Consider the following 24,153-nt stretch of genomic DNA (forward strand, 5'->3'; position numbering starts at 1 on the left):
ATTTTTCAGTAGAATTCCTCGGTTAAATTCTATTCTAAAATGTTGAGTAAACATGTTTGAAATCAATCCAATTAAAAACCGTCTGCAGGACGTGTCTGAGCGCACAAATGTCCTGAGGGGGTATCTTTGACTATGACGCTAAGAAAGAGCGTCTAGAAGAAGTAAACGCAGAACTAGAACAACCAGATGTATGGAACGAACCTGAACGTGCACAGGCACTGGGTAAAGAGCGTGCATCACTGGAAGCGATTGTTGAAACTATTGATCTGCTTGATCAGGGCGTAGAAGATGTTGAAGGTCTTCTTGAGCTTGCAGTAGAAGAAGAAGATCAGGAAACGTTTGACGAAATCGAACCAGAACTTGCCGAACTGGAAGACAAGTTGGAGAAACTTGAATTCCGCCGTATGTTCTCTGGCGACCATGACAGCTCTGATTGCTACATCGACTTGCAGGCAGGCTCGGGCGGTACAGAAGCTCAGGACTGGACTAACATGCTGCTGCGTATGTACTTGCGCTGGGCTGAAGCTAAAGGCTTCAAAGTGGAAGTGATCGAGGTATCAGAAGGCGAAGTAGCGGGTCTGAAATCAGCAACCGTTCGTATCTCTGGAGAGTACGCTTACGGCTGGCTACGCACAGAAACTGGTGTACACCGTCTGGTTCGTAAATCGCCGTTTGATTCAGGTGGTCGTCGTCATACGTCATTTGCTTCTGCGTTTATCTACCCTGAGATTGATGAAAACATCGACATCGACATTAATCCGTCTGATCTGCGAATCGACGTTTACCGCGCTTCTGGTGCGGGTGGTCAGCACGTGAACACCACGGAATCTGCGGTACGTATTACCCACGTTCCAACCAATACTGTGGTTCAGTGTCAGAATGACCGTTCTCAGCATAAGAATAAAGATCAGGCAATGAAGCAGCTTCGTGCGAAACTGTTTGAACTTGAGCTTCAGAAACAGAACGCCGAGAAGCAGGCAAATGAAGACGCGAAATCTGATATCGGCTGGGGCAGCCAGATCCGTTCTTACGTTCTGGATGACTCACGAATCAAAGATTTACGTACCGGCGTTGAAAACCGTAACACTCAAGCGGTTCTTGACGGCGACCTAGACAAATTTATTGAAGCTAGCCTGAAATCAGGTCTATAAGCTTTTCACCGACACTCAAAGCGAAACAGGATACATCGAAAAATGACTGATGCTGTTCAAAACGACAACGAACAAGAAGCCTCTGCACAAGAAGAGAATAAGCTAATTGCTGAACGCCGCGCGAAACTGGACGAGATCCGTAAGAGCTGCAAAGCAAACGGCCACCCAAACGACTTCCGTCGTGACGCACTAGCGGGCGACCTTCAAAAAGAGTTCGGTGAGAAGACGAAGGAAGAGCTGGAAGAGCTTAACCACGTTGTTGCAATCGCTGGCCGTATCATGGCTAAGCGTGGTCCTTTCCTAGTAATCCAAGAGACTTCAGGCCGCATTCAGGCGTACGCAGCAAAAGACGTACAGAAAGAGCTTAAAGAGAAGTACCAGGGGCTGGATATCGGTGACATCATCGGTGTGAAAGGTGCGCTGCATAAGTCTGGTAAAGGCGACCTGTATGTGAACATGGAAGAGTACGAGCTGCTAACTAAAGCGCTACGTCCACTACCAGAAAAATTCCATGGTCTGACGGACCAGGAAATGCGTTACCGTCAGCGTTACGTTGACCTAATCGTGAATGAAGACTCACGTAAAGCGTTCATCGTTCGTTCTAAGCTGGTATCTGCGATTCGTAACTTCATGAGCTCAAAAGGCTACCTAGAAGTTGAAACGCCAATGATGCACGTGATCCCTGGTGGTGCGACTGCACGTCCATTCATCACTCATCATAACGCGCTAGACATCGATATGTACCTACGTGTTGCTCCAGAGCTTTACCTGAAGCGTTTGGTTGTTGGTGGTTTTGATCGCGTATTTGAAATCAACCGTAACTTCCGTAACGAAGGTCTTTCTCCTCGTCACAACCCAGAATTCACGATGATGGAATTCTACCAGGCTTACGCTGACTACAAAGATCTGATGGATCTGACAGAAGAGATGCTAAGCACAGTGGCAATGGACGTTCTGGGTTCAACATCAATGCCTTACGGTGAAGAAACCGTTGAGTTTGGTGGTACTTATGCTCGTATGAGCATGTTTGAGGCGATCAAACATTACAACCCTGAACACGCTGAGATTCAGGCACTGACAGAAGCGGATCTGCAAGACCGTGAGAAGATGGTTGCGATTGCGAAATCAGTACATGTTGATGTGGAATCATTCTGGACATGTGGTCAGCTACTTGAAGAAATCTTCGGTGAAACGGCTGAACCTCAGCTGATTCAGCCGACGTTCATCACAGGTTACCCGGCAGATATTTCTCCACTTGCACGTCGTAGCGATGACAACCCGTTCTTCACTGACCGTTTCGAGTTCTTTATCGGTGGTCGTGAAGTAGCGAACGGTTTCTCTGAGCTTAACGATGCTGAAGATCAGGATGCGCGCTTTAAAGCTCAGGTTGATGCAAAAGACGCAGGCGATGATGAAGCAATGTACTATGACGCCGATTACATCACAGCGTTGGAGCATGGTCTTCCGCCAACAGCTGGCCAAGGTATCGGTATCGATCGTCTGGCTATGTTGTTTACTAATACTCACACTATACGTGATGTTATTCTGTTCCCGGCAATGCGTCCACAAGCGTAATTGCTTTATGAGTCGAGAAAAACCACCTACGGGTGGTTTTTTTTTTGCTTTTTATTAAAGATAAATCATATGGTTGCATTTCTTGGCCAATGGTTTGGGTGGATTTACATTCGCCAAAGCTCAATCTATTGCATAGTCTTAATATTGAGACAGACTAAGACGGTTTGAGTCTCGATAATGTTACCTGTTCGCAGAGTTGGGTTTGTGACGCAAGTTTTATCAACAATAAATAAAAAGGGTTAGAGAATGGCTGGGCAGTTTAAGATGGATTCCATCCCGGGATCGCTTGTCGTCGTAGGCGGTATGTATGAGCCTTGGTTGTCAGTGTTAGAGCAAGTTGGCTGGAAGTGTCACCAGGTGGGTGACTTACGTAAAGCTAATGCCTTGTTAGAAGATATTGGCCCATGTATTGGTATCGTCGATCTCAGCCAAGATGAGTTCAGTTTAAACGGTTTGGCTAATTTGGTGAGTTCTCACAAACATGTACGCTGGATAGCGTTTATTCGTGAGTCTCAGTTAAGTAAAGATACGATTTGCCAGTTTATCGTGAACTTCTGTATCGATTTTTTCACCGCACCGATCCCTGATGCACAGTTACTAAGTACGATCGGGCACCAGCTTGGCATGCTCAAGCTAGAGAAGAAAGTCTGGCCAAGCTTTGGCAGTAGTTTAGATATGGGTTTAATTGGCGAGTCTATCCCTATGAAGCGTTTGCGTGATCAGGTTAAAAGGATTGGTCCAACTGATGTCAGCATTCTTATTTCTGGTGAGAGCGGTACTGGTAAAGAAGCGGTAGCGAGGGCGATCCACAAAGTATCATCCCGTTCGCACAAACCGTTTATGTCCATTAATTGCCGCGCTTTGAATGAGCAGAGATTCCAGACTGAGGTGTTTGGTGGTGCTGCCAGTGGTGATGTGGAGCCAAGCCTATTGGAACAGGCTGACGGCGGTACCGTTCTGTTCAATGATATTTTAACTATATCTAAAGAGCAGCAACTGAACTTACTCAGGTTTTTACAAGAAGGCACGGTAGAAACTAAAGATGGTGTAAAAAATGTCAATGTACGTATCTTAGCGGCGAACTCATCAGACGTTGAAAAAGCGTTGATTAGTGGTGACTTCAACGAGGAGCTTTACCACTATATCAATGTATTACGTATTAATGTTCCTAGTCTGAAAGAGCGTGCCAGCGATATTGCACTTCTGGCCCGCTATTACTTGCAAGAGTTCTCTAAAGAGTACAATTCACAAGCGAAAAGCTTCTCTGAAGAGGCATTAAAGGCCCTGACACGTTATTTCTGGCCGGGTAATGTTCGTGAGCTAATGAATCAGGTTAAACGTGCGGTATTGATGTCAGATAGCGTTATGATCGAGGAACATCACCTAGACTTACCCCACCGAAGCGAAACGAAACGCAGTCTGAAATCGATTCGAGAAAAGAGCGAGCGAGATGCATTGCTGGTGGTACTGGAATCTCATTCCGGTCAGGTGTCTAATGCCGCCAAAGAGCTGGGTGTTTCAAGGGCGACAATGTACCGTTTGCTCAATAAGCATAATCTAATTTCGGATCAAGTCATCTGATATACCCATGTAACCTCAATATGCTCGGTTCAGCGAAAATGCTCGGAATCCTGCATCTTGAAGTCACTTGGATATACATAAAAATAGAACATAAGGAGCGAGCGATAGCCGCTCCTTTTTTAGTTTCCGTTGGCGGCATTTTATAAAATTTTGTAATGCATCCATTTGTTGGGTGAATGTTTTAAACCAGTAAGCATATGAAACCAAGTTGCAGATTGTTGGTTTGTATTTAATCGTCAGGACAAAAAATGTTTGATAAATATACATCAGAGCTTACAATTTAACCGTAACTCAAAGAGTTATATCACTTCATAAACGGATTAATTTTTAGCTAGGAGGCGCAAGATGAAACATTACGTTGTTAACACCCTGACTTGCGCTGATCGTATTTTTTTCACACCGATAAACATTGACTCGGCGGATAAGAATACCACTGGCTCACAAGATAAAAATTAACCCGTAACCTATCTTATTTTTACTAGGCTGCGGAAAATAGCGGCTTAGTATCACAGACCAGTCTGTTTTTCTGCGCGCAATTTTCCCAGTCGAACTTTATCGATAATTGGAGAAAGTTATGCGTCACTCTATTTACTTGAAACTTGCAACTCTACTTTTAAAAGCTGATCTGAAACGTGAAGAAAACGAATGGCAAAGAAAGGTACGCCGCTCTGCTCATGATATTCCGTGGACTAATGTGCATTTATTGAAAGATATCGGATTGGATCAGGATGGTCGTTCAACGCGTGTAAGTGTTCCTGATACTGTAAAAGTTGAGCGTCGGGTCCGTCATCTTCGTCGTGTTTTAACTGCGCGAATACCGACGTAATTTATAGCGTGCTGGACTGAAATACGTGCCATTGGCAAGTACTATTTTGATTCAGCACGCTGTAAAGATGCTTAAAAAGATTTGTATAAAATTGCTTAAACAGGCTGACCTTCCAGGTCAGCCTGTTTGATTTTACGGGCATGGATTAGAGTAGGTTGTACCGATCGCCTGAATCTGTGTCAGTAGTTCATCACTGAGCTGGATATCAATACTGTCGATGTTCGCTTTTAACTGCTCTAAGTTCGTTGCACCGATGATATTAGAAGCAACGAATGGACGCTGATTGACAAAGGCGAGTGCCATTTGAGCTGGGTCTAAGCCATGTTCTCTGGCGAGGTTCACATAAGCTTCGGTGGCTTTTACCCCTTGCGGCGTGAAGTAACGAGCAAAGCGTTCCCACCTAGTGCATCGAGCGCCTTCTGGTTTTGCTCCGTTGAGATACTTACCACTTAAACAGCCGAATGCGAGAGGCGAGTAGGCCAATAGTTGAACACCTTCATAGTGGCTGATTTCGGACAGACCAACTTCAAAGCTACGGTTAAGCAGGTTATATGGATTTTGTATCGAGACGATACGAGGCAAGTCATGCTTTTCTGCTAAGCGGAGCAGGGACATCACACCCCACGGCGTTTCATTGGATACACCGATGTAGCGAATTTTACCTGCATTGACCAGTTCAGTCAGCGCTTCCAGCGTTTCGATTAAAGTGACTTCTTCTTGTTTGTCCGGGTATGGATAATTGAGCTGACCAAAGCAGTTGGTCTGACGCTGTGGCCAATGAAGCTGGTAGAGATCTACATAATCCGTTTGGAGCCTTTCAAGGCTTGAATCAATCGCATCGTGAATGTTACGACGATTTAGACTCATGTTTTCACGAATATAAGGTAAGGTACGCGGCCCTGCTACTTTTGTTGCCAGAACCACTTTTTCCCGCTTGCCTGATTTTGCTAACCAGTTTCCGATGTATTGCTCGGTCAGGCCTTGGCTATCAGCATTTGGCGGTACTGGGTACATTTCAGCGGTATCAATAAAATTCACCCCATGGTCAAGGGCAAAATCGAGCTGTTCAAATGCTTCCTTTTCTGTATTTTGTTCACCAAATGTCATGGTACCGAGACAGATTTTACTGATCTCGAGAGAGGAGTGCGGTAGTTTGGTGTATTGCATTTCACTTCCTTGAGGCTTAATAAGTCATCCCAATATAGGGGATTTTTAGTCTTTCTCGCAAATGATTTGCGTTTAAGTACCTACTGAACTCGAAAGTATGAGATACCGTAACTACACTTAGTTCAAGTGGTAAAGGAGGTGAAACATGCAGAAGCATCAATTAGACATGTGGCTACATGGCCCGCATAAAGACAGTTATAAAATGCCTAAAGTCTTTGTGATAGGTTGTTCTGATGTCTCTGACTATTTGTTAGCAGTGGAATATAAACACCATTTAGAACCGATCAAAGACGGCGAAGATCCTATTCATTTTGGATCATTAGATTTGGTGAAAGAAGAGCTGCTCAGGTTAGGGTTTGACAAAGCGTACTTGCGGTTACACAACGCCTATGACGAATTTGGTAATAATGGTAGAGCCTCGTACTGTGATATTGAGCTGTCACTGATTACACATTAATACCAAGCTGAATAAGTAGTTGACCATTCTTGCTGATTAAAGGTGCTGAAAGTTTACTTATAGAACTTGCAACTAGAGTAATCAGTTGCAACGGTCTATGACTTACTTTGAGTCGGCGAAATAATTTGGCCAACTACTTATTCATATAGATGTAACTCTTTGATAAAGAGCACTATTCAGATCGTGCATTAATGTAGTGGTTTAATAAGATCTGTTCAGTAAACTGTGTTCTGAGGTAGAAGCCTCTGGGCAGGGTTTTGATTGGCTTACCATTGAGCTGTAAGCTTCAGTCTGAGCTTTTGCGTTGGCCGCTTTTGGTCGAAGATGGAGTGCTTCTCCGTGTCTGGCTGATATTTGATCAAACTTACCGAGTACGATCATCTCCATTAACTCTTCCCAGTCATTACGCAAAGTACGCTCTTCTTCTGCATTCGGCGACCAGATAAGCGGGCTGCCGACGCGGCGCTCTGCAAGGGGGATCTCCCGCTCACCTTCAACGGGTACCCAAAGAACGCGGGAGAGTTTATTGCGCACATGACTCGTTTCCCATGTCAGACCCTGCACACCGGTTAAAGGAGCCACGCAGACAAACGTCGTCTCTAGTGGTCGGCCGGAATATCCAATTGGAATGCTTTTTAGTTCGATCCCCAGTTTAGAAAAGTCCTGCTGAGGTTTGCTCCCCGCAGGCGCACCTAGGTGCCACTCTAATAGTTGACCCACCCAGCCTTTATCTCTCTTCAAATTTTCAGGAACGATCATGCCTGCTTCTTCTGCGAGTTCGGCAAAGCTAAGACCGGCAATATCGTGAGCACGTTCCATAAGCTCAGCTTCTGTCTGTGGTTCTGGTTTCATAATGATCGACTGACAATTCAAAACACCTAGTCTATCAAATTCCGACAAAATTCACTGTTTAAGATCTCTTCAACACGGATTAAGAATGATCAATGAGCAACTTATCCACAGGTAGCCAAGGAATAATTCGGATCTCAATCAGGGCTGGATGAATTAACAGGGGTTTTAGATTGTATTTAAGCTTGATTTTATTGTGATGTCGTGAAGGTATCCGACCTTGGTGTGGATAATTTAAGTGTTGATGGATCTTTGACCGATCTGTTTGTGATGAAAAGATCATCAGTTTATTTGAGATCGTTTTTTTATCGATTTTAGGAAAATGTTATTATTTATCAATATATTAACTCTTTTGTCATTGTTTGGGGATCAAAAAAGTTGAAAACGTTTTGAGTGAAAATATCTGTTGATATCGAATTCTTCACAAAGTTATTCACAGAAAAGGTGAATAAATGTGGTCAATGTCTCACTCTAATGTTGATAACCTATTTTTAGGTTAAAAGTTATCCAATGTTACTGGAAAAGTAATAAATCTTGCTCATATCACATCAGTAAGTTTGCTAGTAATGGGGATATGTGGAAAAATCACGGTAATAAAAAATTATTCATAGAGGTTAGCCGGTGATAGATGGCGATGGTTACCGACTGAATGTTGGTATTGTGATTTGTAATAACCATGGTCAGGTCTTCTGGGCTAAACGATACGGGCAACACTCATGGCAATTTCCACAAGGTGGAATTGACGAAGGTGAAACACCTGAACAAGCGATGTTCAGGGAGTTATATGAAGAAGTCGGTTTAACGAAAAAAGACGTTAAGATCATTGCAACAAGTCGTCATTGGTTAAGATATAAACTACCAAAGCGATTGGTGCGTTGGGACTCCAAGCCTGTTTGTATCGGCCAAAAACAGAAATGGTTTCTGTTGCGATTGGAATGCGATGAGTCTCGCATCGATATGCAACGTGGGAAATCCCCTGAATTTGATGGTTGGCGTTGGGTAAGTTACTGGTACCCAGTTAGGCAAGTGGTTTCTTTCAAGCGCGACGTTTACCGTCGGGCGATGAAAGAGTTTGCTTCTTTAGCCATGCCTTTTCGAGAAAGAAAAACGAAAGGGAAAAGAAAAAAGCAACGTAGAGGATAGTTATGCTCAGCCAGCTAAGGGAAATAGTAGAAAAAGTCTCCAGAGTCGACGATGTCCATTTGGCGCTCGATATATTGGTTAAAGAGACTTGTGCTGCCCTTAGAACAGAGTGTTGTACGATCTATCTTGCTAACGAAGAAATGCAGCGCCTTGAGTTAATGGCGACTCAAGGTCTGACTTTTGAAGGGGATAGTATCCATATCAACTTCAATGAAGGCTTAGTGGGCTTGGTTAAACGCAGTGCAGAGCCGCTTAATCTTGCTGAAGCCTCAAAACATCCCGAATACAAGTTCTTTCCTCAACTCGGCGAACAAGTTTTTCACTCTTTTCTCGCTACTCCGATTATTCACCGCAAACAAGTCCTGGGCGTGTTGGTTATTCAGCAAAAAACACCGCGCTTGTTCAGTGAAATGGAAGAGTCATTTCTGGTTACTCTATCAGCACAGTTAGCGGTGTTGATTGCCCATGCGCAGAATCTTGGGCACTGGCAACTGGCGTCAAAGCCAACCCTTCTCAAAGGATTACCTGCATCTACTGGTGTGGCTATCGGCGAGTTTTGGTTCGATAACACACAGCCTAGTTTATCCGATGTATTTCCTGCTTCGACATTAGACATTGAGCGCGAGTATGAACTCCTGCTGGTGGCGATTGAGCGGGCATTAAATGATTTTCGCCGGATGCGTAAAAAGCTGGATAGTGAAATCAATAAAGACGCGTTAGCTATTTTTGATCTTTTCACTCACTTGCTGAACGATCCTATGCTGCGCGGGGATCTGAAAAAACAAATAGAGAAAGGTGACAGAGCGGACTGGGCTCTGCGTCAGGTTGTTGAATCGTATTCAAACCGGTTTGCGCGAATGTCAGATGTCTACATGCGTGAGCGTGCGCAGGATATCAGAGAGCTGGGACAAAGGCTGCTCTATTTCTTACACAACAGTGAACAAGAAAACGCCGCGATAGATCGTCCGGTGATTATGGTGGCGAACGAGCTGACCGCGACCTTATTGGCTTCCATCCCTAAAAAGTTTCTGTTGGCGGTGGTCTCCCTAGAAGGTGGGGTAAACTCCCATGCAGCGATTTTATCTAGAGCGCTGGGTGTGCCTGCAATTATGGGAGCAAACCTCAATACTGAAGTTATCAATGGCAAGACTGGTATCGTTGATGGCTATACAGGGGAGATCTTCCTTGAGCCTAACCGTCAGCTGTTGCGTGAGTACCGCAGTTTAGTCAGTGAAGAATCTGAACTGGCTGCGATGGTGAACAAAGATCTCGCACTTCCTGCTATCACCCAGGACAACCATCAGGTTGAAGTCATGCTCAATGCTGGCCTGAGTGCCGATAGCAATATCGCAATTAATACTGGTGTTGATGGGGTGGGTTTGTACCGGACTGAAATTGCTTTTTTACTTCAGCATCACTTTCCTTCCGAAGATGAGCAGTATCATCAGTACCAAGCGATACTGAACAGTTATTCAAACCAACGCGTCGTCATGCGTACACTGGATATTGGTGGTGACAAGCCGCTGCCGTATCTGCCGATTGATGAAGATAATCCATTTTTGGGGTGGCGAGGGATCCGTTTTACCCTGGATCACCCAGATATCTTTTTAATCCAGCTGCGCGCAATGTTAAGAGCGAGTGCAGAGAGTGGTAACTTAAGTATTTTGCTGCCAATGATCTCCGGTGTGAAAGAGCTGGATGATGCGATGACGCTGATCAATCAGGCTTACAGCGAGGCGGTATTAATCGATGACCGCATTAAGGTGCCGAAAGTCGGGGTCATGATCGAAGTACCTTCCATGGTATATTTACTGCCTACCATTGCTCATCGTGTTGACTTTGTTTCGGTTGGTACCAATGACTTAACCCAGTATCTATTGGCGGTAGACCGGAACAATTCTCGTGTTTCAGATGTCTATGAGTCAATGCATCCGGCTGTCTTACTGGCACTGAAGCAAATTCATGATGTGTGTAAACAATATCAGGTACCTGTCTGTATTTGTGGAGAACTAGCCGGAGATCCGTTTGGTTCACTATTATTACTGGGCCTGGGATATACCTGTTTGAGTATGAACACGTCTAACGTGGCTAAGGTGAAGTATTTGATTCGTCACAGCCAGCAACAAGAACTAAAAAAATTAGCGGAACAAGCGATGACACTTTCATACGGACAGGAAATCCATCAGATGATGCATGATTTCTTTATCCAACAAGGATTTGCTGGCTTTATCCGGGCAGGTAAGAAGTAGGTAGTCGTGACAGTCCTTTTATTTCTGTTATTGCTTGCATTAGGTGCATTTGTTGGCCTGATGGCGGGCTTACTCGGTATCGGTGGCGGACTCATTGTCGTTCCCGCATTGTTATATATTCTCCCTCTTGCCGGAATCGAACCGGAAATCAGCATGCACATGGCGTTAGCTACCTCATTGGCGAGCATCATCATTACCTCGGGTTCTTCTGCGATGCATCATCTCAGACTGGGTAATGTCGATATGTTTGTGCTTAAATGGCTGATGCCGGGAGTCGTGGTAGGTGGTTTTGTGGGAGCCAGTTTGGCTGAACTGATTCCTACGCATTACCTGCCGAAAGTCTTTGGTGTGATTGTTCTCCTGCTCTCTGTACAGATGTTCCGTTCAATTAAAGCGCGAAAGACCAAGCCGATGCCAAGCAGCCCGGTGACAATGATGTGTGGTGCGGGAATTGGTGTGGTATCCAGTCTTGCCGGTATTGGTGGTGGCTCGCTGTCCGTCCCTTTCCTTAATAGACATGGCATTGAAATGCGAAAAGCAGTAGGCTCCTCCTCGGTTTGCGGCTGTGTGATCGCTGTTTCAGGGATGCTCGGTTTTATCTTACATGGCTATCAGGCAGAAAATTTACCACCGTACAGTGTCGGGTACGTTTATCTTCCTGCTCTGCTTGCGATTGCTATGACTTCAATGCTGACGACCAAGTTTGGTGCTAGATTAGCGGTCAAACTGCCAACAACCGTCCTTAAAAAAGTCTTTTCAGCATTTTTGATTTTTGTGGCTGCAACAATGCTGCTGTAATCTCCATCCATCTGTAATTAAGAAGAGAATGATTTATGTCTCAGGGATACATTGAATTTCCCAATATCGATCCGGTTTTGATTTCGATTGGCCCGGTTTCTATTCGCTGGTACGGCCTGATGTACCTGGTCGGTTTTATATTTGCCTTATGGCTGGCAAACCGACGTGCAGACAAACCGGGTAGTGGCTGGACTCGGGAGCAAGTGTCAGACCTATTGTTTGCCGGTTTCCTTGGTGTTGTCATCGGAGGACGAGTTGGTTATGTGCTGTTCTACAACTTTGAGTTGTTCTTAGCCGATCCTTTGTATCTTTTTAAAGTGTGGACAGGTGGAATGTCATTCCACGGTGGCTTACTGGGCGTAATCACTGCCATGTTCTGGTACGCACGCAAAAACGGCCGTACTTTCTTTGGTGTAGCGGACTTTATTGCACCACTTGTTCCTTTTGGCTTAGGCATGGGGCGTTTGGGTAACTTCATGAACAGTGAGCTTTGGGGACGAGTGACGGACGTACCCTGGGCGATTGTGTTCCCGAATGGCGGCCCTTTACCTCGTCACCCTTCTCAGTTGTATGAGATGGCACTGGAAGGTGTCGTATTGTTCTTTATCTTAAACTGGTTCATTAAAAAGCCGCGTCCGCTTGGTTCGGTGTCAGGGCTATTTTTAGCCGGATATGGTACATTCCGTTTCCTTGTCGAGTATGTACGTGAGCCCGATGCGCATTTAGGTTTATTTGGCGGCTTTATATCTATGGGGCAAATTTTGTCACTGCCTATGGTTATTATCGGTATTCTGATGATGGTTTGGGCATACAAGCGCGGTCGCTACAAAGACGAATTACCACAACAGACGAAGTAAGGAATTGGTGTGAAACAGTATTTAGATTTGTGTCGACGAATCGTTGAACAGGGTGAGTGGATTGAAAATGAGCGTACAGGTAAGCGTTGTCTGACGGTTATCAATGCTGATTTAACTTACGATGTTGCGAACAATCAATTCCCGCTTGTTACTACACGTAAGAGTTTCTGGAAAGCAGCCGTCGCGGAGCTATTAGGGTACATTCGTGGCTACGATAACGCGGAAGATTTTCGCAAGTTGGGTACTAAAACCTGGGATGCGAATGCCAACCAGAATGACGCCTGGCTGAATAACCCTTACCGCAAAGGGGAAGACGACATGGGGCGTGTCTACGGGGTTCAGGGGAGAGCCTGGGCTAAGCCGGATGGCGGCCACATCGATCAGCTGCGCAAGATCGTTGATGACTTAAGCCGTGGTGTCGACGATCGTGGTGAGATCTTGAACTTCTACAACCCGGGTGAATTTCATATGGGCTGTTTACGTCCTTGCATGTACAGCCACCATTTCTCGCTCTTGGGTGATACCCTGTACCTCAACAGCACTCAGCGTTCCTGTGATGTACCTCTTGGTCTGAACTTCAATATGGTTCAGGTGTATGTTTTCTTGGCGATCATGGCTCAGATTACGGGTAAGAAACCGGGGCAGGCGTACCACAAGATTGTCAATGCACACATCTATGAAGACCAGCTTGAGCTGATGCGTGACGTGCAACTTAAACGTGAACCGCTAAATGCGCCAACTTTCCATATCAACCCTGAGATCAAATCCCTGGAAGATCTGGAGACTTGGGTAACGTTGGACGATTTCTGGGTGGAAGGTTACGAGTACCACGACGCAATTCGTTATCCATTCTCTGTATAGTCAGGCTTGGTCGTCATGATATGAAAAAAGCTCCATATGGAGCTTTTTTTTTTGCTTTTGGGAATTATTTCAGCGCACTGACAATATAACGGTGTATCGGGTTTGTTTGTTGCGGTTTGGACAGTGCTGGGCTAATTAGTTCGGGTCTGGTAAAGATCCCCTTATTAACCAGTGAGCGAATTAAATCAAAGTACTTGAGCTCTGTTTTTCCGCATAACAACAAAAAGAAATCGTCCCCTAACTGATCATAAGCGTTGAGCACCTCTCGAAAACCACGCAGATACAGGTAATCTTTCGTCAGGCCGCCACCGCGGTATACGCGTGAGGTGATAGTGAAAGCCTGGATGTCAGAGGCATGATAATGCTCTTTCAGTAACCGGAATGTATGGCGAAAATCCCGTTCTTTAATCATCGACTCCACAGCAAGAACACGCAGCGCCAATGTTCGTAATCGCTTGATGCTGAAATGTCCGGACAGATATTCACACAAAATCGCCAAACCTTCTTGGGTGTTAGTGTTGGCAGGGCAGCCTAAGCTAAGGACATTCAGGGGCTGTCTGCGCCCGTTTAAGGTTGTCAGCAAATGCACGCCTAACTCATGGTGTGCTAATGCTGCCAGTTCATCGTTGCTGATGTAAGCAGCACTGTTTATCTTTACTCGTGAACCGGAAACAAGAGCATTCGCTAACATTCCATCAAGTACTTGTATTTCACATTCGTAGCCGTTGCTTTGTGCGAAGTGCTCCATATATCGAGCGATAGAATGGCTGTCATGCTCTGGTCTGCTTTCTTCTTCTGTCGGCAGGTGCAAAATGAACAGGGCGTTAGCAATATCTTTAGCGCTCGGCTCTCCGTAATAACGCAGTGAGTTATACAGAAAGTCCTGTGTTCCGATAGTATCGACTTGATCGAGCTTATCAACATAAGACTGAATCACGTCTGCATAGAGCTTTTGCAACTGTGTATCCTGGATCTCTTCTAAAGGCAGTTCATACAGACGACGCTTAGACTGATGAATATCAAAAGATGGTTTTTGATATTCAAAATTCGGCTCCTGGGAGTATTTGTTGCTGATGAACCTCTCTCTTTCATGAGCGTAGTTGAGAGGGTTTACACTGCTGAGAATGTCTATATCACTAACCAACTGGGTCAGGGTTTCGTCTATTGCCAGTAGTTGCTCGGAAATGGGTTCGCTAGCCTGAGCCATACTGTTTAACTCCATGTAAAGGTAATACCAAACAGAACACTTATTGATGTGATTCAAAGTATCACCGAGCATGTATTCTGAACAACAAATATTTATTGTTCAGCACAGTTTAAATTTGAGCAGTTATTACAGCTGGGACAAAACAAAAAAAGGCTCCACATAGTGGAGCCTGAAAATAAGCGATGGTGCTTTATTATTATGCTGTCAGAGCCAGTATTGCACCTGGCAAAATAACGAATACAGACATAAGGTAGCCACCAACAACAGCTTTGTTCTTGATTGCCATTTCTGAAATCATTTCTGCACCTTTCAGAGGCAGTTCACGCAGGAACGGGATACCAAAGATAAACAGTGTCGCAGAGATGTTGAATACTAAGTGAACCAGTGCAATTTGCAGTGCGAATACCGCGAACTCACCAGATACAGCCGTTGCAGCCAATAGAGCCGTGATACAGGTACCGATGTTCGCACCCAGTGTGAACGGGTAAATATCACGTACTTTTAGCACGCCTGTACCTACTAGCGGAACCATTAAGCTCGTAGTCGTAGAAGACGATTGTACAAGTACCGTTACAATTGAGCCTGAAACGATACCGTGGATAGGGCCACGACCAATTGCATTCTTAAGGATGTCTCGTGCACGACCAACCATCAGGCTCTTCATTAGTTTGCCCATTACAGTGATAGCAACGAAGATGGTGGCAATACCAAGGATGATAAGCATTATGCCGCCAACAGTATCACCGAATGTTGATAGTGGCTCTTTAATTGCGCTTACAACTGGCTTAGTCATTGGTTTAATGAAGTTAAAGCCTTTGATGCTCATGTCACCAGTTGCCAAAAGCGGTGAAACAAGCCAGTGAGATATCTTCTCCAGGAAGCCAAACATCAACTCCAATGGAAGGAAAATAGCTACAGCAAGCAGATTAAAGAAATCGTGAATGGTTGCACTGGCAAAAGCGCGTTTGAATTCTTCTTTACAACGTACGTGGCCAAGGGAAACCAGTGTATTGGTGACTGTTGTACCAATATTGGCACCCATCACCATTGGAATAGCGGTTTCTACAGGCAGACCACCTGCAACTAAGCCCACAATAATAGAAGTTACTGTACTAGAGGATTGGATTAGGGCTGTAGCTACCAGACCGATCATAAGGCCTGCGATAGGGTGGGATGCGAATTCAAACAGTACTTTTGCCTGATCGCCAGTTGCCCATTTGAAGCCACTACCAACCATAGATACTGCTAGAAGAAGCAGGTACAGCATGAATGCCAAGTTAGCCCAGCGTAACCAGCGAGTCGTGCTCGAGATCGGTGCCGCTGTTGAAGTAGCTTGGTTCATCATAATTTTCTCCATGACCTTTCAATTCTTTTTCGGTCTTTAGTTGAAACTGCCGGCGATGTTAGAGAAGAAATATTTCAGTAATATTACAGATCGGAGACGGTAAGGTTTTTTTATTGTTCTTTTTGACAGTTAAAGAGGTGGGGATGTTTTTTTTGAGTTAACTAATTGAAATTTAAGGTTTTTAATTTCATTGTTTTTATGGTGGTTTTTGAGGTTAATTTGCTAAAAGTGCGTTTTATATCAAGTTTTATGACAGTGTGAATCTTACTACTTCGGTAAAACTGATGTTTTCAATTGGTTTTTTAAGGTTTTACCGAGTTAATTGTTTATCCCTGTCACATTTGGTATAAAAACATCACCATCATTTGGGGAAATGGCATGTCACATCTAAATTATAACCATCTGTACTACTTCTGGATGGTATGCAAACAAGGCTCTGTCACCAAAGCTGCGGATGCATTATTTCTTACGCCACAAACCGTCACGGGACAGATAAAAGCTTTTGAAGAACGGATGAAGGGCAAGCTGACTAAGCGAAATGGTCGTACTGTAGAGCCCACGGAACTCGGACAGTTGGTATTCAAGTACGCTGACCGAATGTTTGGTCTTAGCTATGAGATGCTGGATATTGTGAACTACAGTCAGCACTCCAATATCTTGTTTGAGGTTGGAGTGGCGGATGCATTGTCAAAGCGTCTGGTCAGCAAAGTACTGATGACCACCGTTCCTGAAGATAACAGTATCCATCTACGCTGTTATGAATCGACCCATGAGCTGTTATTAGAAAGACTATCTCAGCACAAGCTGGACATGATTTTATCTGATTGTCCTGTCGACTCAACGCAAAGTCCTGGTCTTTACAGCAAGAAGCTTGGGGAAAGCAGCATGAGCTTTTTCGCCTCCTTTGAAATTGATGAAGTGAAGTTCCCCGAAATCCTCGAACAGAAAAAATTGTTGATCCCGGCTGGTCGCACAGCGATGGGGCGAAAAGTACTCCAGTGGTTTGATCGACAAGGTTTGCAAGCTGATATTTTAGGTGAGTTTGACGATGTGGCATTAATGAAGGCATTCGCGCGCTACCATGATGACGTGATCTTTTTAGCTCCGACGGTTTACATGTCTGAAATTGAAGATGATCGTAAGTTACAACTCATTGGTCACGTGAATGATTTGAAAGAAGAGTATTATGTTATTTTTGCTGAGCGTATGATTCAACATCCCGCGGTAAAGAACGTTTGTGATGCAGACTTCAGCCAAATGTTTGAATAAATCCATATCGTTACGCAATTAAATAGATTACTATCGGGTAAAACATAAATGAGACTTATACAGCTTTGAGAAAATGGTCGTAGAACCTTTCTGGAATGTCATTACTGACGAGTTCAATCAATTGATAACTTTGATCCAAGGCATGAGCTGTTAACCCAATTTAAACTTATCAAAATTGAGACATTCATTATTTGTCAGAGTGTCTCAGCGAGTTTTATAACACAACAAGCTGCCCAAGTTGGAATAAGTAAGTTGTAGCCAGAGGTCCAACACATGAATTTACAAGACATGGAGAAAAACTCCGAAAAAGCCGTCGTGTTGCTCAAAGCGATGGCAAATGAGAGACGTTTACAAATTCTTTGTATGCTGCATAACCAAGAACTTTCGGTCGGGGAGTTGTGTGCAAAGCTTGAACTTAGCCAGTCGGCATTATCGCAGCACCTTGCTTGGTTGCGTCGAGATGAACTCGTTGTGACAAGAAAAGAAGCGCAAACGGTGTATTACACACTGAAGAGTGATGAAGTAAAAACCTTGATTAAAACCCTTCATGGCCTTTACTGCGCAAACTGATTATCGTGAGAGATAAAGTCTGATGTGTTGCCCTAAGCTATAAAGATGGTTTAGTGCTGTTAGTAGACAAAGACAAAAGCTGGTTGTGCCGGCTTTTTTTGTGTTCGTTTTTCATGTTTTCACGAATTTCAGATATAAAAAAACCGACATAAAGTCGGTTTTTTCTTCACTGTAAAATCAGGACTCTATTAAAGAGCTTTGATTTGTGCAGAGAAACGAGACTTATGGCGAGCTGCTTTATTCTTGTGAATAAGGCCTTTAGTTGCCATGCGGTCTAGGATAGGTGTAACTACAGCGAATGCAGCAGTTGCAGCTTCTTTGTCGCCTGCTTCGATAGCAGCAACAGTTTTCTTCATGTAAGTACGCATCATTGAGCGACGGCTAGCATTGTGCTGACGACGTTTCTCAGCTTGGATAGCGCGCTTCTTAGCAGATTTACTATTTGCCAAGGGTCTAACTCCCAAAAACTTAGTTCTGTGACAATTTAAGGGCGAGGAATATCCCTCATTTGCGCTTAAATGTCAAATGATTTGTGCAAAAACCGTTCTAAGCCAAAACAAACTTTGGTAAGAGAGGTCATCGCGGTTAAGATGGCGGGGATTCTAACAGCATTTTTATACCAATGCTAATAATTATCCACTCAGAACTAACAATAGGTGGATATATTTTTGACGTCTATTTAGAGCCATTGCCAGCTTAACTGTATAGGGTTGGCTTTCTTATAGTGATATTACGAGGTTACAGTGAGTAAACGACTACTCAAGTCAGGCATGATCGTCAGTGCGATGACTCTTATTTCGCGCGTTTTGGGTTTAGTTCGTGATGTTGTCGTGGCGAATCTAATGGGAGCAGGGGCAAGTGCTGATGTCTTCTTCTTTGCGAATAAAATTCCCAATTTTTTACGTCGCTTATTCGCTGAAGGTGCTTTCTCACAAGCATTTGTACCGGTACTGACCGAGCGCCATGCACAAGGTGATATGGATAAAACCCGCGAGCTGATCGCCCGTGCGGCTGGCACACTTGGCGTGATAGTCTCGGTGGTGACGCTTTTGGGGGTGCTGGGCTCGGGCGTTGTGACCGCACTGTTTGGTTTCGGATGGTTCCTGGACTGGATGAATGGTGGTCCATCAGCCGAGAAATTTGAGCTTGCCAGTATGATGCTCAAAATTACTTTCCCATATTTATGGTTTATTACCTTCGTCGCACTTTCTGGTGCAATCCTTAATACGCTCGGTAAGTTCGCCGTTTCCTCATTTACGCCCGTTTTTCTGAACGTAATGATCATCTTGTCCGCCTGGCTTATTTCACCGCAGATGTCACAGCCTGAGATAGGTCTTGCGATAGGTGTGTTCTTAGGTGGGCTGGTTCAGTTCCTGTTCCAGATTCCCTTCCTTATAAAAGCAGGTGTGATGGTCAAACCCAAATGGGGCTGGCGCGACCCCGGTGTGGTTAAGATCCGAACCCTGATGATTCCGGCACTATTTGGCGTGTCTGTCAGTCAGATCAACCTGTTGTTTGATACCTTCATTGCCAGTTTTCTTCAAACCGGCTCAATAAGCTGGCTCTATTATTCAGACCGTTTGCTGGAATTCCCGCTTGGGCTGTTTGGCATTGCGATTGCGACAGTGATTCTGCCAGCGCTTTCCCGTAAGCACGTTGATGCTCACAGTGAAGGCTTTGCCCATACGATGGACTGGGGGGTGCGCATGGTGACGCTTCTCGGTATTCCTGCCATGTTGGGTTTGATGGTCTTAGCCAAGCCAATGCTGATGGTGCTATTTATGCGCGGTGAGTTTTCTCCCCAGGACGTACATCAGGCATCACTTTCATTGTTTGCTTACGCATCCGGCTTACTGAACTTCATGCTGATAAAGGTCCTTGCGCCGGGTTACTACTCCCGCCAGGATACTAAAACGCCGGTGAAATACGGCATTATTGCGATGGCGACCAACATGGTTTTTAACGCCATTTTTGCTTACTTCTATGGTTATGTAGGTTTAGCTATCGCTACCGCATTATCGGCATTCGTTAATATGGTATTGCTTTACCGGGGTCTGCACTTAGCCGGTGTTTATCAAGTTAGCAAACGCACTGTCTTCTTTATTACACGTTTGGCTATTGCCGGCGCGGCGATGGTCGCTGTTATTTTGTGGAAACTGGAAGATATGTCCGTTTGGCTGGATTGGAGTTTTGCATACCGCAGTGGCATGCTGGGAATGCTGATTGCAATGGGGGCTGCGGTTTATCTCGTTGTTCTATTTTTAACAGGCGTGCGCTTAAAAGACCTAAAAGCTGGGACAGAGTAAGGCTGATTAGTATATAATCCGTCAGTTTCACACAGTGCAAAGTAAAAACAGAGGCAAAAAGCAGTATCCAATGGAACTGATCAGAGGCATTCACAATATCACATCGCGTCATTATGGGTGTGTTCTGACGATTGGCAATTTTGATGGTGTACACAGAGGACACCAACAGGTATTGCAACAAGTATCTGAACAAGCGGGGAAACTTTCGTTACCTTCGGTTGTGATGACCTTTGAGCCCCAGCCTATGGAGCTGTTTGCTAAAGACAAGGCACCAGCAAGGTTGACAAGGCTGCGCGACAAGTTCGTTCAGTTAAGCAAACTCGACATTGATCGTTTACTGTGCGTTAACTTCAATCGCCATTTTGCCAGCCTGAGTGCGGAAGAGTTTATCCGTCACTTGTTGGTCGAGCGTTTGGGTGTTAAGTTTCTTGTCGTTGGCGATGATTTCTGTTTCGGCAAAGGCCGCACCGGGAACTTTGCCATGTTACAAGAAGCGGGTAGAAAGTACGGCTTTGAAGTCGTCAGTACCCGAAGCTTTTGTTTGCAACAATTACGAGTCAGCAGTACCGCGATTCGCGAAGCCTTAGCTCGTGATGACTTGCATTCCGCACATGAGATGCTGGGAAGAAACTACAGTATCAGCGGACGTGTTTCCCACGGAAGAAAGCTCGGTAGAACCATTGGTTTCCCTACCGCGAATATTCCTCTGAAACGCTGTGTTTCTCCGGTTTCCGGAGTCTATGTTGTTCAAGTGCTTGGCTTAGAAGATAAGCCGATTGGTGGCGTGGCTAACATTGGTCAAAGACCGACGGTAAATGGCGTTCGCCAGCAGTTAGAAGTACACTTATTTGACTTTCATGCCAATTTATATGGCAAGCAACTAGAAGTGGAACTTTTGCACAAACTTCGAGATGAGCAAAAGTTTGAGTCGTTTGAAGCACTTAAACAACAAATCGAATTGGATGCTGAAGCAGCAAGGGTGTGGCTGCGTCAGCTTAAGGGTTGAGCGGTTTATTCCACCGTTCAATATAATGTCTAATTTTCGCCCAATATAACGGAATTAAGAATCGATGAGTGAGTATAAAGATACCCTGAACTTACCTGAAACAGGGTTTCCAATGCGCGGCAACCTGGCTAATCGTGAGCCAGAAATGCTTGAGCGTTGGTACAAAGAAGATCTTTACGGTGAAATCCGTAAAGCTAAAAAAGGCAAAAAGTCATTCGTACTGCACGATGGCCCTCCTTACGCTAATGGTGACATTCACATTGGTCACGCACTGAACAAGATTCTTAAAGACATTATTATTAAATCCAAAACACTTTCAGGTTTTGACGCACCTTACATCCCTGGATGGGACTGCCACGGTCTGCCAATCGAATTGATGGTAGAAAAGAAAGTAGGCAAACCAGGCCAGAAAGTAACGGCAGCAGAATTCCGCGAGAAATGTCGCGAATACGCAGCTGGACAGGTTGAAGGTCAGAAAGAGAGCTTCAAGCGTCTTGGTATCCTGGGTGAGTGGGATAAACCATACCGCACGATGGATTTCGATACTGAAGCGAACATCATTCGTGCGCTGGGTAAAATCGCGAGCAAAGGTCACCTGCTAAAAGGCTTTAAGCCTGTTCACTGGTGTACAGACTGTGGTTCCGCGCTGGCTGAAGCAGAAGTGGAATACAAAGATAAAGTATCTCCATCTATCGACGTACGCTTTAAAACAGCGGACGAAGCTGAGCTTTTGTCTAAATTTGAACTGACTGAAGGTCACGAAGGTAAAGGTGACATCTCTATTGTTATCTGGACGACAACGCCTTGGACACTTCCTGCAAACCGCGCAGTGTGTCTGCGTGATGACCTTGAGTACGTACTTATCCAAGTTGAAGGTGAGCAACCTGAGCGTATTATCGTTGCGGCAGAACTTGCAAAAGACGTGATGGATCGCGCGGGCATTGAGCACTTCCACAACCTTGGTTTTGCCAAAGGTGCGGATCTAGAGCTTTCTCAGTTCCAACACCCATTCTACGATTTCACTGTACCGGCGATCCTGGGCGATCACGTTACAACTGACTCAGGTACTGGTGTGGTTCACACAGCTCCTGGTCACGGTCAAGAAGACTTTGCGGTTGGTAATAAATACAACCTAGAAGTAGCAAACCCAGTAGGCTCAAACGGCGTTTACCTGCCAGATACTGAGCTATTCGCTGGTCAGCACGTATTTAAAGCCAACGATGCGGTAGTTGAAACGCTAAAAGAAAAAGGCGCGCTACTACATCATCACGCTTACGAGCACAGCTACCCACACTGCTGGCGTCATAAGACTCCAATCATTTTCCGTGCAACACCACAGTGGTTTGTCTCAATGGACCAGGCTGGTCTACGTGCAAAAGCACTAGAGTCCATCAAAGGTGTTCAGTGGATGCCTGAGTGGGGTCAAAGCCGTATCGAAGGCATGATTGAAGGTCGCCCTGAGTGGTGTATCTCGCGTCAACGTACTTGGGGTGTGCCTATTGCTCTGTTCGTGCATAAAGAGACTGCAGAACTTCATCCAAACACGCTAGAGCTAATTGAAAAAGTAGCTAAGCTGGTGGAAGAGAAAGGCATCCAGGCATGGTGGGACGTAGACGCTGCTGAGCTACTAGGCGACGACGCGAACCAGTACGAAAAAGTACTGGATACACTAGATGTATGGTTTGACTCAGGTGTGACGCACTTCTCCGTTGTTGATGCTCGTGAAGAGTACAACGGCCACAGCGCAGACTTATACCTAGAGGGTTCTGACCAACACCGTGGCTGGTTCCAGTCTTCTCTGATCTCATCTATTGCGATGAAAGACGAAGCGCCTTACAAGCAAGTACTGACGCACGGTTTTGTTGTTGACGGCCACGGCCGTAAGATGTCGAAATCTATCGGTAACGTTGTTGCGCCAAAAGATGTAACTAACAAGCTAGGTGCAGATATCCTGCGTCTATGGGTTGCTTCGACTGACTACACCGGTGAAGTTGCCGTTTCTGATGAAATCCTGAAACGCAGCGCAGACGCATACCGTCGTATCCGTAACACAGCGCGTTTCTTCCTAGCGAACCTAAATGGTTTCAACCCTGAAACTGACATGGTTCCTGCAGAAAAAATGGTTGCTTTGGATCGCTGGGCTGTGGGTCGTGCATTCGCAGCACAAGAAGAGATCGTGAAAGCTTACGGCGAGTACAATACCCATGCGGTAATGCAGCGTCTGATGCACTTCTGTTCAATCGAGATGGGCTCTTTCTACCTAGACGTGATTAAGGACCGTCAGTACACAGCAAAACTTGGCGGACACGCGCAACGTAGCTGTCAGACTGCGCTTTACTACATCGTTGAAGCTCTGGTTCGCTGGATGGCACCTATCATGTCATTCACTGCGGATGAAATCTGGAACGAAATGCCGGGTGAGCGTGAGAAGTTTGTATTCTGTGGCGAATGGTTCGAAGGCCTGTTTGATCTTGCGGAAGGTGAAGAGCTGAACAACGAGTTCTGGACTGAAATCCAGAAAGTTCGTGGTGCAGTAAACAAACTGCTGGAAGCTGCACGTGCAGAGAAGACTATCGGTGGTGCACTTCAGGCTGAACTGACGCTATTTGCTGACGATGCGCTAGCAGCGAAAATCAACAAACTGGAAGATGAGCTACGCTTCGTGTTACTGACTTCTGCGGCAACAGTGAAGCCACTAAGCGAGAAGTCAGACGCAGCACAAGCTACGGACATTGAAGGTCTGTTTGTTGAAGTGAAAGCAACAGAAGCTGAGAAGTGTGACCGTTGTTGGCACCACACTCCAGACGTAGGCACAATTGCGGGTCACGAGAAGATCTGTGGTCGCTGTGTGTCGAACGTTGATGGTGAAGGTGAAGTGCGCAAATTCGCGTAAATACTTTAGAGTATTAGCTTCTTCTAGAACTTTTAGAAAATTA

Annotated in this window: 19 protein-coding genes and 1 pseudogene; 15 read left to right on the plus strand and 5 right to left on the minus strand. The window is 45.2% G+C overall.

The features are described from left to right. The first annotated feature begins 52 nt into the window (after positions 1-52). The 4 genes from prfB (at position 53) to KHN79_RS02435 (ending at position 5,133) form a co-directional block, all read left to right on the plus strand. Positions 53-1,151 (plus strand): peptide chain release factor 2 gene (prfB, locus tag KHN79_RS02420; protein WP_182009491.1). Its coding sequence is split into 2 segments (ribosomal slippage): positions 53-127 and positions 129-1,151, totalling 1,098 coding nucleotides; the frame shifts between segments, so codons are not numbered across the junction. Between the two features lie 42 nt (positions 1,152-1,193). Further along, positions 1,194-2,726 carry a lysine--tRNA ligase gene (lysS, locus tag KHN79_RS02425; protein ID WP_182009489.1) on the plus strand — a complete coding sequence of 511 codons (1,533 nt, stop codon included), beginning with the start codon at positions 1,194-1,196 and terminating at the stop codon, positions 2,724-2,726. Between the two features lie 246 nt (positions 2,727-2,972). Beyond that, positions 2,973-4,307, plus strand: a complete 1,335-nt coding sequence (gene vpsR / locus KHN79_RS02430) for a cyclic-di-GMP-binding transcriptional regulator VpsR (protein ID WP_182009487.1) — start codon at positions 2,973-2,975, stop codon at positions 4,305-4,307. A gap of 574 nt (positions 4,308-4,881) precedes the next feature. Then, positions 4,882-5,133, plus strand: coding sequence for a DUF1127 domain-containing protein (locus KHN79_RS02435; protein ID WP_182009486.1), 252 nt, complete (start codon positions 4,882-4,884; stop codon positions 5,131-5,133). Between the two features lie 132 nt (positions 5,134-5,265). On the opposite strand, the gene KHN79_RS02440 is transcribed toward KHN79_RS02435, so the two are convergent. Continuing rightward, entirely contained in the window at positions 5,266-6,300 is a 1,035-nt protein-coding gene (locus KHN79_RS02440) for an NADP(H)-dependent aldo-keto reductase (RefSeq protein ID WP_182009484.1), read from the minus strand. 145 nt (positions 6,301-6,445) lie between these two features. Between KHN79_RS02440 and KHN79_RS02445 the strand changes: the two genes are divergently transcribed. Then, on the plus strand, positions 6,446-6,757 hold the full coding sequence (locus KHN79_RS02445) for a DUF6482 family protein (RefSeq protein ID WP_182009483.1): 312 nt from the start codon (positions 6,446-6,448) through the stop codon (positions 6,755-6,757). Between the two features lie 172 nt (positions 6,758-6,929). On the opposite strand, the pseudogene mutH reads toward KHN79_RS02445, so the two are convergent. After that, positions 6,930-7,609 (minus strand): annotated as a pseudogene (gene mutH, locus KHN79_RS02450) (DNA mismatch repair endonuclease MutH). A gap of 618 nt (positions 7,610-8,227) precedes the next feature. On the opposite strand from mutH, the gene rppH reads away from it, so the two are divergent. The 5 genes from rppH to KHN79_RS02475 are packed head-to-tail and all read left to right on the plus strand — an operon-like array spanning position 8,228 to position 13,514. Beyond that, the gene (gene rppH / locus KHN79_RS02455) at positions 8,228-8,749 is read left to right on the plus strand and encodes an RNA pyrophosphohydrolase (protein ID WP_182009480.1); all 522 of its coding nucleotides are present in this window, start codon (positions 8,228-8,230) and stop codon (positions 8,747-8,749) included. 2 nt (positions 8,750-8,751) lie between these two features. Beyond that, positions 8,752-10,998: a phosphoenolpyruvate--protein phosphotransferase gene (ptsP, locus tag KHN79_RS02460; RefSeq protein WP_182009478.1), complete on the plus strand. Its 2,247-nt coding sequence runs from the start codon at positions 8,752-8,754 to the stop codon at positions 10,996-10,998. A 6-nt stretch (positions 10,999-11,004) separates the two neighbouring features. Then, positions 11,005-11,796 carry a sulfite exporter TauE/SafE family protein gene (locus KHN79_RS02465; protein WP_182009476.1) on the plus strand — a complete coding sequence of 264 codons (792 nt, stop codon included), beginning with the start codon at positions 11,005-11,007 and terminating at the stop codon, positions 11,794-11,796. 35 nt (positions 11,797-11,831) lie between these two features. Beyond that, the gene (lgt, locus tag KHN79_RS02470; RefSeq protein WP_182009475.1) at positions 11,832-12,653 is read left to right on the plus strand and encodes a prolipoprotein diacylglyceryl transferase; all 822 of its coding nucleotides are present in this window, start codon (positions 11,832-11,834) and stop codon (positions 12,651-12,653) included. A gap of 9 nt (positions 12,654-12,662) precedes the next feature. Next, entirely contained in the window at positions 12,663-13,514 is an 852-nt protein-coding gene (locus KHN79_RS02475) for a thymidylate synthase (protein ID WP_182009473.1), read from the plus strand. A gap of 64 nt (positions 13,515-13,578) precedes the next feature. Here KHN79_RS02475 and KHN79_RS02480 read toward each other — a convergent pair whose 3' ends face one another. Next, positions 13,579-14,736, minus strand: coding sequence for a flavohemoglobin expression-modulating QEGLA motif protein (locus KHN79_RS02480; RefSeq protein WP_182009471.1), 1,158 nt, complete (start codon positions 14,734-14,736; stop codon positions 13,579-13,581). Between the two features lie 181 nt (positions 14,737-14,917). After that, the gene (locus tag KHN79_RS02485) at positions 14,918-16,066 is read right to left on the minus strand and encodes a Na/Pi symporter (protein ID WP_310648665.1); all 1,149 of its coding nucleotides are present in this window, start codon (positions 16,064-16,066) and stop codon (positions 14,918-14,920) included. 378 nt (positions 16,067-16,444) lie between these two features. Here KHN79_RS02485 and nhaR point away from each other — a divergent pair, with 378 nt between their 5' ends. Next, complete coding sequence (nhaR, locus tag KHN79_RS02490) at positions 16,445-17,335, plus strand: transcriptional activator NhaR (protein WP_182009469.1); 891 nt, start codon at positions 16,445-16,447, stop codon at positions 17,333-17,335. 273 nt (positions 17,336-17,608) lie between these two features. Further along, on the plus strand, positions 17,609-17,905 hold the full coding sequence (locus tag KHN79_RS02495; protein WP_182009467.1) for a metalloregulator ArsR/SmtB family transcription factor: 297 nt from the start codon (positions 17,609-17,611) through the stop codon (positions 17,903-17,905). 188 nt (positions 17,906-18,093) lie between these two features. On the opposite strand, the gene rpsT is transcribed toward KHN79_RS02495, so the two are convergent. Further along, the gene (gene rpsT, locus KHN79_RS02500; protein WP_041156978.1) at positions 18,094-18,354 is read right to left on the minus strand and encodes a 30S ribosomal protein S20; all 261 of its coding nucleotides are present in this window, start codon (positions 18,352-18,354) and stop codon (positions 18,094-18,096) included. Between the two features lie 294 nt (positions 18,355-18,648). Between rpsT and murJ the strand changes: the two genes are divergently transcribed. From murJ to ileS, 3 genes are all read left to right on the plus strand, one after another. After that, on the plus strand, positions 18,649-20,211 hold the full coding sequence (gene murJ, locus KHN79_RS02505) for a murein biosynthesis integral membrane protein MurJ (RefSeq protein ID WP_182009465.1): 1,563 nt from the start codon (positions 18,649-18,651) through the stop codon (positions 20,209-20,211). Between the two features lie 70 nt (positions 20,212-20,281). Beyond that, positions 20,282-21,217 (plus strand): bifunctional riboflavin kinase/FAD synthetase, encoded by a 936-nt coding sequence (ribF, locus tag KHN79_RS02510; RefSeq protein WP_182009463.1) that lies wholly within the window; start codon positions 20,282-20,284, stop codon positions 21,215-21,217. 64 nt (positions 21,218-21,281) lie between these two features. Then, the gene (gene ileS / locus KHN79_RS02515; protein WP_182009461.1) at positions 21,282-24,110 is read left to right on the plus strand and encodes an isoleucine--tRNA ligase; all 2,829 of its coding nucleotides are present in this window, start codon (positions 21,282-21,284) and stop codon (positions 24,108-24,110) included. Positions 24,111-24,153: the final 43 nt, after the last annotated feature.

It is taken from the genome of Vibrio sp. B1FLJ16 (assembly GCF_905175385.1).
Taxonomy (GTDB): domain Bacteria; phylum Pseudomonadota; class Gammaproteobacteria; order Enterobacterales; family Vibrionaceae; genus Vibrio.